The sequence below is a fragment of the Streptomyces sp. NK15101 genome (assembly GCF_020400725.1).
Taxonomy (GTDB): domain Bacteria; phylum Actinomycetota; class Actinomycetes; order Streptomycetales; family Streptomycetaceae; genus Streptomyces.
Genome location: NZ_JAINVG010000003.1, coordinates 76,178 through 88,281, shown reverse-complemented (window position 1 = coordinate 88,281; position 12,104 = coordinate 76,178). Strand labels below are relative to the sequence as shown.

Sequence of the window (12,104 nt, the reverse complement as noted above, 5' to 3'; positions counted from 1 at the left end):
GAGGACGGACGGGCCCGCCACCCGGATGGCCGCTCAGCCGCTGGAGCTTGAGCTGGAGCACGAGCTGGAACTCGAACTCGAACACGAGCTGCTGGAGCTGGAGCAGGAACTGCCGCCGGAGCAGGACGAGCCCGAGGAGCAGGACGAGCCCGAGGAGCAGGACCCGGACGAGCAGGAGGCGCCACCGCCCGAGCAGGAGCCTCCTCCTCCGCAGGAGCTGTTGGTCGCGCACCACTCGGCCGCCACTCCGAACGCGGCCGCGTCCGAGGACGAGAAGTGCGACGGGGAGTGCCTCCGGCCGCGCTGGTTCCGCCGCGGCGGCGCGTGGAAACGGGCGGCGGCGACGAGCTGCTCCCGGAGCACCGGGTCCGGCACGGCCCGCAGCCCGTGCAGGGCCACGAGGTGCCCGGCGTCGGCGGGACGACCGTGCGCCCGCCCGTACGCGAAGACCGCACGGCGGCCGGCCGGGGTGACCTGCCGGGCGGAGACCGACCCGCAGACGATGCCGGTGATCAGCGCGGCGAACAGGACCGGCGCCACCTTGAAGACGAACGGCAGCCGGAACCCCGTGTCGGTGGAGAAGTCGATCACCGTGAGGACGATCGACAACGGGAACAGCGCGAAGGCCGTGATGACGAGGGCGCCGCACCAGCGGGCCGTGGTCCGCCGCGTCGCCGGATCGACGATCAGCCCGCGCGCCGCGAGGCCGTCGCCGATCTCCTGGACCGCCGGGTGGCGCATCACGCCGAGGCGCAGATGGTGCAGGGCGCCGTGCGGGGCGGCGGCGTGCTCCTGGAGGACGGCGCGCTCCACCGGGTCGTACGCGGTGGGGCGGACGACCGCGACGATGCCCGGGCCGCCGATCGCGATCCTGCCGTCCGCCTGGAGGGCCGCGAGGGCGGTGTCGACGACGCGGGCCGGGCCGCCGTTGAGGAAGGCGACCTCGTACCGGTCGTGGACGGGACCGCCGGGACCGCCGCGCGTCCGGACGACCCGGGTGATGACGAGGGCGATGCCGACGGCGCCCGCGATGTAGATCAGGACGAGGAGGAAGTTCACGGTCATCTCCGTACGAGGGCGTGGCGGGCGGCCCGGACGAGCCGGGTGGCGCGGCCCGGCGGGCGGCTGCCGGAACGGTCCTGCCACCACTCGGTGAGCCGCCGCCGTGCCGCCGGGTCCTCCGGCCGGCCGGCGAGCAGCAGGTGCTCGACGAAGTCGAGCGCGTCCCGGCGGTAGCCACCGGTCATGGGACGGGACCGGGCGTACGCGAGGAACGCGGGCCGGAAGCCCTTGCCGAGGATCTCCGGCAGCTCCGGCGCGACCTTCGCGACGACCCCGGCCCGCTTGGCCGCGAGGGCGCGGCTCTGGACCCCGACCCGGCGGGTGTCGAAGCCCTCGGGGACGGGGGTGCCGGCGACGAGCGCGGAGAGGAGGGCGGCCTGGGTCACGGCCAGGCGCTGGCGCGCGGCTTCGCGCGGTGCGGGCGGCTCCGGCGCCTCCTGTCCGGCGGGGGCGACGACCGGCATCGGGCCGCCCGAGGCCCGGGCGCCCGCGCCGATCAGGAGCGGGGCCCGTCGGGGTGCGGGTATCAGCGGCCGGGCGCCGTGCCGGCGGGGTGTGCCCGCCTTCCCCCGGACTTCGTCCGGGGGGACCCCCTCCGCCCCGGCGGAACGCGTGCCCACGGCGGCGATCGCCTTCAGCTCCTCCGCCAGCTCCTCCGCCGGCGGGAAGTCGTCGTCCCTTTCCAGGAGCACCCCCGGCGGGGACACCCGGGAGGCGAGGTCCGCCAGGATGTCGAGGACGGCGGGGGGCACCGGGTGGGCGTGGGTGTCGTGCCAGACGCCGTCCCGCTCGACACCGCCCGCCACGTGCACGTACGCGATCGCCTCGACCGGCAGCTCGGACAGGGCCCGCGCCGGGTCCTCACCCCGGTTGACGTGGTTCGTGTGCAGGTTGGCGACGTCGACGAGGAGCCGCACCCCCGTACGCTCCACCAGCTCCGCCAGGAACTGCCCCTCCGTCATCTCCTCGCCCGGCCAGGCGATCAGGGCCGCGATGTTCTCCAGGGCGAGCGGCACGGGCAGCGCGTCCTGCGCGATGCGCACGTTCTCGCAGAGCACGTCGAGGGCGTCCCGCGTGCGGGGCACGGGCAGCAGGTGGCCCGCTTCGAGCAGCGGGGTCGCGGTGAGCGGCCCCCCGGCGCGTACGAACGCGATGTGCTCCGTGACCAGCGGCGCCCCCAGGGCCACAGCCTTCTCGCCGAGCGCCGCGAGCCGCGCCGGGTCCGGCCGGTCCGCGCCGCCGAGCCCCAGCGAGACGCCGTGCGGCACGACCGTCACGCCGCGCTCGCGCAGCCGGGTCAGGGAGTCGGGCAGATGGTCCGCGCAGATGTTCTCCGCGACGACCTCCACCCAGTCGACGCCGGGCAGCGCCTCCACCGCGTCCGCGATCTCGGGACGCCAGCCGATGCCGATGCCGAGTTCCGTCATGTCCCCCTCCTTCGGTCCCCAGTCCCTCACGTGATGGCCCCGGCGCCTCCGTCCGAACCGTGAGGAGCCCAGGTTCAGAGCTTCATTTGAGCTTCGGCCGCTGTGATCGCCCGGACGGTCACGCCGCGCTTCGTCTCCAGGGACCGCCCCGGCCGGCCTGTGCCCGTACCCGGACCGCTACCGGTACGCGTACGACGACCGCCCTGCCTTCGGCCCCGCCGGCAGCCCGGCCGCCCTCGCCTGCCGGACCTCCGGCCCCGTGCCGCTTCCCGGACGCCCGCCCGCCGTCGTCCGGCCCGCACGGTCGGTCACCGGACCGGTTCCGGCTCTCCTCGGACGGCCACCCAGACGTGCACGGCGTCGCCCGCCTCGGACGCCGTCGCCCAGGCGCCGTCTCCGAGCGCGGCCGGCGGGCCGGAGGGCGGGGACGGGTAGGCGATCGGCCGGAGTCCGTGCCTGCCCGTGGTGTCGAGCAGCCAGTGCCTGCCCTCGCCCCACTCGTCGTCGCTCTCCACGGTCGAGACGACGAGGGTCGTCTCGTCGACGAAGCCGCCCGCCCAGTCCCAGCAGACGGGTGCTTCGTCCTCCTCGCCCGAAGGGGCGTCGGGATGCGGCGGCAGCACCGACTCCGCGTCCCATTCCAGCCCCTCCAGCGGGAGGCCGCCGAAGTCGCGGACGGAGAGCGCGTCCTGGTCGTGGGAGACCGTCATGAGCCGCTCTCCCGAGGGACTCACGCCCAGCAGGCAGAGGTCGCCCTCCACGTACGTGACGTCCAGCCGCTCTCCGTCCCAGCTGCCCAGGCGCAGGGGCGCGCCGTCCTGGCCCTCGCCGATGCCGAGGCCCATCCGACGGGGATCGGTCGGGTGGGGGAGGTGGAGGCTGCCGGCCGCCGCGGCCCCGGCGTCGCCGCGGGCGAGCACACGACCGTCACCGGCGTCGATCACCAGCCATTCGTCGACGGTGTCCGGGCCCAGCCCGCCCTCGGGCAACGGGCCGCGCACGTGGGCCCAGACGAGCTTCCCGTCCGCCGAGAAGCCGACCGAACCCCCGTCCGGGTAGCGGTGGTCCCGCGCCTCCGCGTAGTCCTCGTACGACTCGTGCATCTCCCGGCACGCGCCGTACCAGCAGCCGTGCCGGACCTCCCAGCGGGTCGCGCCCGAAGGCTCCACGGCGCGCACCGCGTGCACCCCGGCGAAGACGGCCAGGCTCGCGTCCGGCGCCACCTCCCACGTCCCGCGGCGGCGGGGCCAGGGGGCGGGGAAGCGGACCCGGGCCGCCGGGACCGCGGCGAAGGCCTCGTCCAGGGGCTGCGCCACGACCTCCTCGTCGCTCGCCTGGACGAGCATCCTGCGCCCCGGCGGCCCCGCGATCTCCGGCGGACCGGCCTGCGGCGCGGACACGAGGGCGGGGACGGTGGCCCGGAGCCGGGCGTGAACGGGCATGCGGATCTCCTCGGGACGCGACACCCGCCGCACGCTACGGCACGGGTCCGACGCCCGGCCGCGCGGCCGCCGGCCCGCCGCCGGTCAGGCCCGGGGGAGACGCAGCTGCGGGGCGAAGCGCGTGCTGCCCTCGGACACCACCGTGCACGAACCCGGGGCGATCTCCGTGAAGCCCGCGTCCCGCACCACCGGGAGGCCGCTCGCCGTCAGCTCCGACCAGTCCCCGGCCGTCGCGGTCCGCACCGCGAGCGGGAAGCCCGCCTCGCGCCAGGCCTTCCGGTCGGCGTCCGGCATCGCCCACCACAGCAGCTGCGCCCCGTGGCCGGCCTGGGCCATCGCCTTGCCGGCCGACATGTCGAGCTCCGGGTTGAGCCACAGCACCACCGCGCCCTCCGGCACGGGGCCGGGCGCGGCCGGGTCGTCCAGGTCGGTGCCCGACACCTGGAGCCTGGCGAGCTCCTTGGGCCAGCCGTCGAGCGGGACCGGAGGGAAGACCCGTACCTCCGCCTCCGCGCCGCCGACGGTGATCCCGGGCAGGGCGCCCGCCCGGCGCCACTCCGCGCCGCGTGCCCGGCGCACCACCTTCCGGATCCGGGCGTCCTGCCAGTCGGCGATCGCCCGCGCCCACTCGCCCTCGCCGTGGGAGCGGTCGTCGCCGAGGATCTCCAGGACGGCCCGCGCCGCGGTCTCCAGGGCGTCGGTGCGGCCCGGGGGCGCGTCGCGCTCGATCCGGACGACCAGGGGGAGGACGAACTGGGGCTTCTCGTCGCGGAGATCGGTCTCGTTGCTGCTCACCCGGCAAGTCTGCCATCGGTGCCAGGAGCGATTCTTGTGGGAATCATCCCTTCCGGGCCAGGATGCCCCCCATGAAGAGCGATCTTTTTGCCGGCGAGCACCTCGCCGAGGCGGCGGCCTTCCCGGGGATGACCCTGCAGAACGCCAAGTCGGTCAAGTACACCGTGAACGGCGAGATGCACGCCCGCCAGGGTTCGATGATCGCCTTCCGCGGCGACCTCCAGTTCGAGCGCAAGGGCCAGGGCATCGGCGGCCTGCTCAAGCGCGCCGTCACCGGCGAGGGCCTGCCGCTGATGGCCGTGCGGGGCCAGGGCGAGGCCTGGTTCGCGCACGAGGCGCAGAACTGCTTCATCGTCGAGATCGAGCAGGGCGAGGCCTTCACCGTCAACGGCCGCAACGTGCTCTGCTTCGACTCCACCCTCCACTACGACATCAGGACGGTGAAGGGCGCCGGCATGACCGGCGGCGGCCTCTTCAACTCCGTCTTCTCCGGCCACGGCAAGATCGCCCTGATGTGCGAGGGCAACCCGATCGTCATCCCCGTCACCCCGCAGGCCCCGGTGTACGTGGACACCGACGCCGTCGTCGGCTGGAGCGAGCAGCTCCACACCTCCCTGCACCGCTCGCAGTCGCTCGGCTCGATGATCCGCGGCGGCTCGGGCGAGGCGGTGCAGCTCAAGCTGGAGGGGCAGGGCTTCGTCGTCGTCCGGCCGAGCGAGCTCACCCCGCAGAAGAACTCCTCGAATTGAGGCTGGAGCACGTCGGGCGGCGGCACGGCCTCCGCGGGCCGTGGGTGCTGCGGGAGGTCTCCCTCGACCTGCCCGCCGCCGCGCTCGTCCGGGTCGTCGGCACCAACGGCACCGGCAAGTCCACGCTGCTCCGGCTGCTCGCCGGGGTCGACGCGCCCACCGAGGGCCGCGTCACCGGCCGTCCGGCCCGCACCGCGTACGTCCCCGAGCGCTTCCCCGTCGCCCTGCCCTTCACGGCCGTCGACTACCTGGTCCACCTCGGACGCGTCCAGGGCCTCGGCCGGTCGGCGGCGCGGGCCCGGGCGGGGGAGTGGCTGGAGCGCTTCGGGGCAGGCGAGCACGCCGGAACCGGGCTCGCGGAGCTCTCCAAGGGCACCAGCCAGAAGGTCGCCGTCGCCCAGGCCCTCCTCGCCGACCCTGCCCTGCTCGTCCTCGACGAGGCCTGGACCGGCCTCGACACCGGGGCCCGCGCCGAACTGGACACCGCCGTCCGCGAGCGCCTCGCGACCGGCGCCACGGTCGTCTTCGTCGACCACGACCCCCGCCGCCTGGAGGGGGAGGCGACGGTGGTGTACGGGGTGGAGGGCGGCCGGGTACGGGAGACGACGCCTCCCGGGCTCGCGGGGCCGGGGCCCGGAGTTCCGGCGGCCGGGCCCGCGGCCGCGGCGACGGGCGCGGGCCTCCGGGCGGCCCGGCCCGGGCCCGGGCCGACGGTGGCCGGTCCTTCGACGGGCGGGTCCGGGCCCGCTGCCGCCGTGCCCCTGTCGGTGTCCGCTCCCGCGGCCTCCCGGCCCTCCGTCCGTATCGTCGCCTCCGGTGCACGACCGCTTCCCGGACGCCTGCCCGGCGACCCCGCGCTCGCCGCCCACACCGACGGCACCACCCTCCTCACCGTCGACCCGGCGCACTCCGACGCCCTGCTCGGCTCGCTCCTCGCCGCGTCCTGGCACATCCACCACCTCGGCACCGAAGGCGTACGGTCATGACGGCGCTGCTGCGCTACCAGTCGGGTCTGCTGCTCCGATCCCAGCGCTGGCTGGCGCCGCTGCTCCTGTACGCGGCCTTCATCGGCGTCGGCGTCCAGGCCGGCGAGCCGGTGCTCGGGGCGCTCGGGTTCACCGCGGCCGCCCTGCTCCCGGTCTCCGCCTGGACCGTGCGGATCTGCCTCACGCAGGAGCCGCCCGCCGCCCGGAGCGTGGTCGCGGCGGCCGCCGGCCGGGGCCGCGCCCATCTCGCGGCGCTGCTCACCGGAGCCGCCTGGCCGGTGCTCGTCGGCACGGTCGCCGTCCTCGCGGTGACGGCGGTCGGCGACCGGCGCGGGCTCACCGCGCCCGCCGCCGTCCTCACGGGGCTGCCGGCGGTCCTGGCCTGCGCCCTGACGGGCGCCGCCGTCGGCGCGCTGACGGCCCGCCCCTTCCTCAGGGCCCCCGGCTGGTCCCTCGCCGCCCTCGTCCTCGGCTCCCTCCTCGCGCTCGTGACCACGGGGTCCCCGGCGAAGCTCGCGATGACCGTCCTGGTCACCGGGACCCGCACGGCGGCCGCCGATCCGCCCTGGCTCGCCTGCGGCGGCGCGCTGCTCCTGGCGGCGGCGACGGCGGCGCTCGCGTGCCGGGCCACGGCGCGCCTGGAGTGAGCCGCCGGGTCAGCGGCTCATGAGCTCCGAGACCTTGACGAAGCGGTAGCCGCGGGCGCGGAGCTCCGGGACGATCCGGCGGATCGCCCGCTCGGTCACGGGGGCGGCGCTGCGCGTGCAGTGCATGACGACGAGCGAGCCGGGCCTCACCCCGTCGAGGACCTGTTCGGCGACGGCGTCCGCGTCCTTCGCGAAGGCGTCGCCGCTGACGACGTCCCACTGGACCGCGGTGACCCCGGCCGGGGCGAGGGCGCGCAGGGCCGCGTCGTCGTAGCAGCCGCCGGGGAAGCGGAAGTACGGGACGACGTTGACGGCCCCGGCGTCCCGGAAGGCGTCGAAGGCGCGCTGCACGTCGGACGCCATGTCGGGCGGGGGGACGGTCGGCAGGCCGTAGCAGGGGGACGCGAAGGCGTAGTGGCTGTAGGAGTGGTTGGCGATCTCGAAGCGCGGATCGCCGCCGATGGACTTGGCCTGGTCCGGGTACTCCTCCGCCCACCGGCCGGTCATGAAGACGGTCGCGTCCACCTCGAGCCGGCGCAGGGTGGCGATGAGCCCGGGGTTGTCGAAGCGCTCGCCGCGGGCGGCGCGGGGGCCCTGATCGGCGGTCATGTCGGCGTCGAACGTGAGCGCGACGACCTTCTCGGTGCCCTTCGCGCGGCGCGAGTAGACGGGGGTGAGGCCGCCGGGCCCGGGCGCCATGGTGGGCGGGGCGGCGGGGACGCGCGCGGGCTTGGGGCCGGGGGCCGCCGCGCTGGGCCCGGGCGAGGGGCTGTCGGCGGCGGCCGTCTTCGCCTTCGGCGGCGGGGTCTCGGCCGCGCCGCCGCCGCAGCCGACGAGGGCGGCACCCAGGAGACCGAGTGCCGCCAGTTTTCGTGCAGAAGTGTTCACGACCGGAAGTTAACCGATCAAAGTGATGATCGGTCGGCGGCTCGACACTCACCCCCCGCCCGCCCGCCGGATCGGCTCACGAAGCGAGGAGCCGCGCCCGGCACTCCTGCACGTCGAAGTCCCCCGGCGGGTACCGCGGGTCCAGCGCCTCCAGGTGTTCGAGCAGCAGCCTGCTGATCGCCCAGTTGCGGTACCACTTGCGGTCCGCCGGGACCAGGTACCAGGGGGCCTCGTCCGTGGTGCAGCGTTCGAGGGCCAGCTCGTACGCGTGCTGGTACGCCGGCCACAGCGCCCGCTCCTCGATGTCGCCCGAGTCGAACTTCCAGTGCTTCTCGGGGTTGTCCAGGCGCGCGAGGAGCCGGGCGCGCTGTTCCTCGTACGACAGGTGGAGGAAGACCTTGACGAGGGTCACCCCGTCGTCGGCGAGGGACTTCTCGAAGCGGTTGATCTGGCCGTAGCGGCGGCCTAGCAGACGGCGGGGGACCAGCTCCCGGACCCGGGCGACGAGGACGTCCTCGTAGTGCGAGCGGTCGAAGATGCCGATCTCGCCCGGCTGGGGGAGCGCCCGCTCGACCCGCCAGAGGAAGGGGTGGTTCCGCTCCTCCCGCGTCGGCGCCTTGAAGGCGTGGATGCGGCAGCCGGACGGGTTGAAGAGCCCGATGACGTGTTTGACCGTGCCGCCCTTGCCGCTGGTGTCCATGCCCTGGAGGACGAGGAGCAGCCGCCGGCGGTCGCCGGCGGTGCTCGCCGCGTACAGCCGCTCCTGGAGGTCGGCGAGGCGCGGCCCGAGGGCGGCGGTGGCGGCCAGCCCCGCCGTCTTGTCGGCGGGGCCGGCCGGGACCGCCCGGGTGTCGTACGCCCCGAGGTCGATCCGCTCGCCCTCGGGGACGCGCAGGAGGTCCCGCAGCACGGGATCGGGAGCCCCCGGCTTCTTCCCCCCGCGGCCCTTCTTCGGCATCGGTCGCCCCTTCCGCCGCGCCGGTCGTCTCTCCCGGCCGTCCTCTCCCGATCGTGCGACGGATCCCGGGCGCCCGCTAGCTCAGCACCAGGGGCCCGTCACCGCGAACGTCGTGCCGGGCGTGTAGCAGTTGACGTACATGGTCGAGCCGTCCGGGGAGAAGGTGACGCCCGCGAACTCGCCCCACTCCGGGGCCTCCGGGGTGCCGATGTTCTGCGCGCCCCTCGCGACCGGGTACACCTCGCCCTTCTCGCTCACCCCGAAGACGTGCTGCGCCCCGTCGCCGTCCTCGCAGACCATCAGGCCTCCGGTCGGCGCCAGACAGATGTTGTCCGGGGACTCGCCGGGGAGCCGGACGTCGGTGCTCGGGCCGAAGACCACGACGAGGGTGAGCCGCCGCCTGTGCGGTTCGTACTTCCACACCTGGCCGAAGTGCGTGGCCGCCGAGCCGTCCTTGGCCCGCGCGAAGGAGGACACGAAGTAGACGGACCGCCCGCCCCAGTAGCAGCCCTCCAGCTTCTGGGCGTGCGTGATGCCCCTGGGCCCGAAGTCCTGGTGCCGGATCGGGGTCCCGGTCGCCAGGGGGTCCGGTACCGGGACCCACTCGACGCCCTCGAAGCGGGCGCCGGTCTCCTGGACGGCGGAGAGGTCGGGCACGCCGGGCACCCGCATGGCCTCCAGGGCGCCGCCGGCGCGCAGCGAGCCGGTGCCGCCGAGCGGCTTCTCCGGCAGGAACCGGTAGAAGAGCCCGAAGGGCCGCTCGAAGGCGTCCTCCGTCTCGTACACGATGCCGCTCGCCGGGTCGACGGCGACGGCCTCGTGCTGGAAGCGGCCCATGGCGGTGAGCGGGACGGCTCCGGTGCGGTGCGGGTCGGCGCCGTCGACCTCGAAGACGAAGCCGTGGTCCTTGGTGTAGCCGTTGGTGCCGGCCCGGTCCTCGGTCTCCTCGCAGGTCAGCCAGGTGTTCCACGGGGTGGGACCGCCGGCGCAGTTGACGGCGGTCCCGGCGATGGCGACCCGCTCGCCGAGGACGTTGTTGCGGCCGTCGAGTTCGAGGGCCGTGCAGCCGCCCTTGCCGGCCGGGTCGTAGGTGAGGCCGGGGACGGTGGGGACGGCGATCTTCCCGGTGACCCGGTTCTCGTGGTTGCGGACGAGGTGCACCCGGCCGCGGCGGCCGGCGAAGGCGCCCATGCCGTCGTGGTTGCCGGGGACCGGTCCCTCGCCGGAGCGGAGCGGGTCGCCCTGCCGGGAGAGGACCTTGTAGCGGAAGCCGGCCGGGAGGTCGAGGAGACCGTCCGGGTCCGGTACGAGGGGACCGTAGCCTCCCCGACGGCCCGCGGCCGCGGCGCTTCCGGCGAAGAGCTCGGAGAGGGCGCCCGTGAAGGCGATCCCGGCGACGGACGCTCCGGTGCGGGAGAGGATCTGACGTCGTGTTGCGGACATGAGGCAACCCACTTTTCCTGTTGGCGGACAGGTGTGTGACGTGTGACCCGCATGTGTGTATCACGCACGGTGGTGACAGGAGAACCATGCGGGTCGCAACGGCCCCGTGTGGCGTCCGTTCTGACTGGGTGTCAGTCCAGTTCGGCGCTGAGCGTGATCGTCACGCCGGTGAGGGCCTGGCTCACCGGACAGTTCTTCTTGGCGTCCTCGGCCAGCTCCTGGAACTTGTCCGCGTCCAGACCCGGGACCGTGCCGCGCACGGTGAGGTGGCTGGTGGTGATGCCCGTGCCCGGCACGAAGGTCACGTCGGCCTTGGTCTCCAGACGGGCCGGCGGGTTGCCTGCCTTGGCCAGGACGTTGGAGAAGGCCATGTTGAAGCACGAGGAGTGCGCGGCGGCGATCAGCTCCTCCGGGCTGGTCCTGCCGTTCGGCTCCTCGGTGCGGGCGGGCCAGGACACGTCGTACGAACCGAGACCGGAGGAGTCGAGCGAGACGGTGCCGGAGCCCTTGAGGAGGTCGCCCTCCCAGACGGCGTGGGCGCTGCGCGTTGCGGCCATGGTGGATCCCTTTCGATCGGGTACGGCCCCAAGCTACTGCGCGACGAGCCCCTTCGCGTCGCGGGCGAGCGCGGTGAGCCGCGAGATCGCCCGGAAGTACTTCTTGCGGTAGCCGCCGTTCAGCATCTCCTCGCTGAACAGCTTGTCGAAGGGCAGGCCGGAGGCGAGCACGGGTATCTCGCGGTCGTAGAGCCGGTCGGCGAGGACGACGAGCCGCAGTGCCGTCGACTGGTCCGGGACCGGCTGGACGTCCGTGAGGCAGACGGCGCTGAGCTCGTCCGTGAGGGCGCCGTACCGGCTCGGGTGGACCCTGGACAGGTGTTCGAGCAGATGCGGGAAGTCGTCGAGGGAGGCGCCCGGCGTCGCGTACGCGGTCTGGGTGACGACCTGGTCGGAGTACGGGGCCGGGGCCTCGGGCAGACCGCGGTGGCGGTAGTCCTCGCCGTCGATCCGCAGCGGCCGGAAGTGGGCGGAGAGGCCCTGGATCTCGCGGAGGAAGTCGGCGGCGGCGAAGCGGCCCTCGCCGAGCTTGCCCGGGAGCGTGTTCGAGGTGGCGGCGAGGGCCACGCCCGCCTCGACGAGCTTGCCGAGGAGGCTGGAGACGAGGACGGTGTCGCCCGGGTCGTCGAGCTCGAACTCGTCGATGCAGAGGAGACGGTGCCCGCTGAGCGTCTTCACGGTCTGCTGGAAGCCGAGGGCGCCGACCAGGTTGGTCAGCTCGACGAAGGTGCCGAAGGCCTTCAGGGCGGGCTCCGCGGGGGTCGCGTGCCACAGCGAGGCGAGCAGGTGGGTCTTGCCGACGCCGTACCCGCCGTCGAGGTAGACCCCGCGCGGGCCGCTCGGGGCGGCCGGCTTCTTCGCGAACCAGCGCCGCTTGCCGGCGCCGGAGGCGTGTGCTCCGCCGAGGCCCTCGGCGAAGGAGCTCAGCGTCTTGACGGCGTCCGTCTGGCTCGGCTGGTTCGGGTCGGGCAGGTACGTGTCGAAACGGACGGAGTCGAAGCGCGGCGGCGGCACCATCTCCGCGACGAGGCGGTCGGCGGGGACGTGGGGCTCTCGGGAGCAGAGCGAGAGCGGGGCCGCTTCGGAGGAAGCCGCTTCGGTGAGGGCACGGGTCGACACAGTTCCCCACTGTAAGCGCCGTGCCAGACTG

The 12,104-nt window shown here is 74.6% G+C and carries 12 protein-coding genes and 1 pseudogene; 4 read left to right on the top strand and 9 right to left on the bottom strand.

What is annotated here, in order from left to right:
* Positions 1 to 33 precede the first annotated feature (33 nt).
* Positions 34 to 1,065 carry a TIGR04222 domain-containing membrane protein gene (locus K7G60_RS02505; protein WP_225799103.1) on the bottom strand — a complete coding sequence of 344 codons (1,032 nt, stop codon included), beginning with the start codon at positions 1,063 to 1,065 and terminating at the stop codon, positions 34 to 36.
* Positions 1,062 to 2,489, bottom strand: a complete 1,428-nt coding sequence (locus K7G60_RS02500; RefSeq protein ID WP_225799102.1) for a DUF692 domain-containing protein — start codon at positions 2,487 to 2,489, stop codon at positions 1,062 to 1,064. The genes K7G60_RS02505 and K7G60_RS02500 overlap by 4 nt, the downstream gene beginning before the upstream one ends.
* Positions 2,490 to 2,646: 157 nt before the next feature.
* On the opposite strand from K7G60_RS02500, the pseudogene K7G60_RS02495 reads away from it, so the two are divergent.
* Positions 2,647 to 2,769: pseudogene (locus K7G60_RS02495) on the top strand (DUF2332 domain-containing protein); the annotation flags it as partial.
* Positions 2,770 to 2,797: 28 nt separating this feature from the next.
* Here K7G60_RS02495 and K7G60_RS02490 read toward each other — a convergent pair.
* Both K7G60_RS02490 and K7G60_RS02485 read right to left on the bottom strand, forming a co-directional pair.
* Positions 2,798 to 3,931, bottom strand: coding sequence for a hypothetical protein (locus K7G60_RS02490; RefSeq protein ID WP_225799101.1), 1,134 nt, complete (start codon positions 3,929 to 3,931; stop codon positions 2,798 to 2,800).
* Positions 3,932 to 4,015: 84 nt separating this feature from the next.
* On the bottom strand, positions 4,016 to 4,726 hold the full coding sequence (locus K7G60_RS02485) for a peptidyl-tRNA hydrolase (protein WP_225799100.1): 711 nt from the start codon (positions 4,724 to 4,726) through the stop codon (positions 4,016 to 4,018).
* Between the two features lie 71 nt (positions 4,727 to 4,797).
* Between K7G60_RS02485 and K7G60_RS02480 the strand changes: the two genes are divergently transcribed.
* From K7G60_RS02480 to K7G60_RS02470, 3 genes are read left to right on the top strand one after another with little or no spacing between them, the layout of a single operon-like run.
* Positions 4,798 to 5,475: an AIM24 family protein gene (locus K7G60_RS02480; protein WP_225799099.1), complete on the top strand. Its 678-nt coding sequence runs from the start codon at positions 4,798 to 4,800 to the stop codon at positions 5,473 to 5,475.
* Positions 5,472 to 6,461, top strand: a complete 990-nt coding sequence (locus tag K7G60_RS02475; RefSeq protein ID WP_225799098.1) for an ATP-binding cassette domain-containing protein — start codon at positions 5,472 to 5,474, stop codon at positions 6,459 to 6,461. Before K7G60_RS02480 ends, K7G60_RS02475 begins: the two co-directional genes overlap by 4 nt.
* Positions 6,458 to 7,108 (top strand): ABC transporter, encoded by a 651-nt coding sequence (locus K7G60_RS02470; RefSeq protein ID WP_225799097.1) that lies wholly within the window; start codon positions 6,458 to 6,460, stop codon positions 7,106 to 7,108. Before K7G60_RS02475 ends, K7G60_RS02470 begins: the two co-directional genes overlap by 4 nt.
* A gap of 9 nt (positions 7,109 to 7,117) precedes the next feature.
* On the opposite strand, the gene K7G60_RS02465 is transcribed toward K7G60_RS02470, so the two are convergent.
* From K7G60_RS02465 to zapE, 5 genes are all read right to left on the bottom strand, one after another.
* Complete coding sequence (locus K7G60_RS02465) at positions 7,118 to 7,975, bottom strand: polysaccharide deacetylase family protein (RefSeq protein ID WP_263985429.1); 858 nt, start codon at positions 7,973 to 7,975, stop codon at positions 7,118 to 7,120.
* Between the two features lie 97 nt (positions 7,976 to 8,072).
* Positions 8,073 to 8,954: a PPK2 family polyphosphate kinase gene (locus K7G60_RS02460; RefSeq protein ID WP_225799095.1), complete on the bottom strand. Its 882-nt coding sequence runs from the start codon at positions 8,952 to 8,954 to the stop codon at positions 8,073 to 8,075.
* An 81-nt stretch (positions 8,955 to 9,035) separates the two neighbouring features.
* Positions 9,036 to 10,397 (bottom strand): alkaline phosphatase PhoX, encoded by a 1,362-nt coding sequence (locus K7G60_RS02455; protein WP_225799094.1) that lies wholly within the window; start codon positions 10,395 to 10,397, stop codon positions 9,036 to 9,038.
* Between the two features lie 131 nt (positions 10,398 to 10,528).
* On the bottom strand, positions 10,529 to 10,954 hold the full coding sequence (locus K7G60_RS02450) for an OsmC family protein (RefSeq protein ID WP_225799093.1): 426 nt from the start codon (positions 10,952 to 10,954) through the stop codon (positions 10,529 to 10,531).
* A 33-nt stretch (positions 10,955 to 10,987) separates the two neighbouring features.
* Positions 10,988 to 12,073 (bottom strand): cell division protein ZapE, encoded by a 1,086-nt coding sequence (gene zapE, locus K7G60_RS02445; protein WP_225799092.1) that lies wholly within the window; start codon positions 12,071 to 12,073, stop codon positions 10,988 to 10,990.
* Between the last annotated feature and the right edge of the window lie 31 nt (positions 12,074 to 12,104).

Coding starts and splice junctions, on each gene's coding strand:
- K7G60_RS02470 (WP_225799097.1), top strand. CDS start 6,458: ATGACGGCGCTGCTGCGCTACCAGTCGGGTCTGCTGCTCCGATCCCAG.
- K7G60_RS02480 (WP_225799099.1), top strand. CDS start 4,798: ATGAAGAGCGATCTTTTTGCCGGCGAGCACCTCGCCGAGGCGGCGGCC.
- K7G60_RS02490 (WP_225799101.1), bottom strand. CDS start 3,931: ATGCCCGTTCACGCCCGGCTCCGGGCCACCGTCCCCGCCCTCGTGTCC.
- K7G60_RS02505 (WP_225799103.1), bottom strand. CDS start 1,065: ATGACCGTGAACTTCCTCCTCGTCCTGATCTACATCGCGGGCGCCGTC.
- K7G60_RS02450 (WP_225799093.1), bottom strand. CDS start 10,954: ATGGCCGCAACGCGCAGCGCCCACGCCGTCTGGGAGGGCGACCTCCTC.
- K7G60_RS02460 (WP_225799095.1), bottom strand. CDS start 8,954: ATGCCGAAGAAGGGCCGCGGGGGGAAGAAGCCGGGGGCTCCCGATCCC.
- K7G60_RS02455 (WP_225799094.1), bottom strand. CDS start 10,397: ATGTCCGCAACACGACGTCAGATCCTCTCCCGCACCGGAGCGTCCGTC.
- K7G60_RS02500 (WP_225799102.1), bottom strand. CDS start 2,489: ATGACGGAACTCGGCATCGGCATCGGCTGGCGTCCCGAGATCGCGGAC.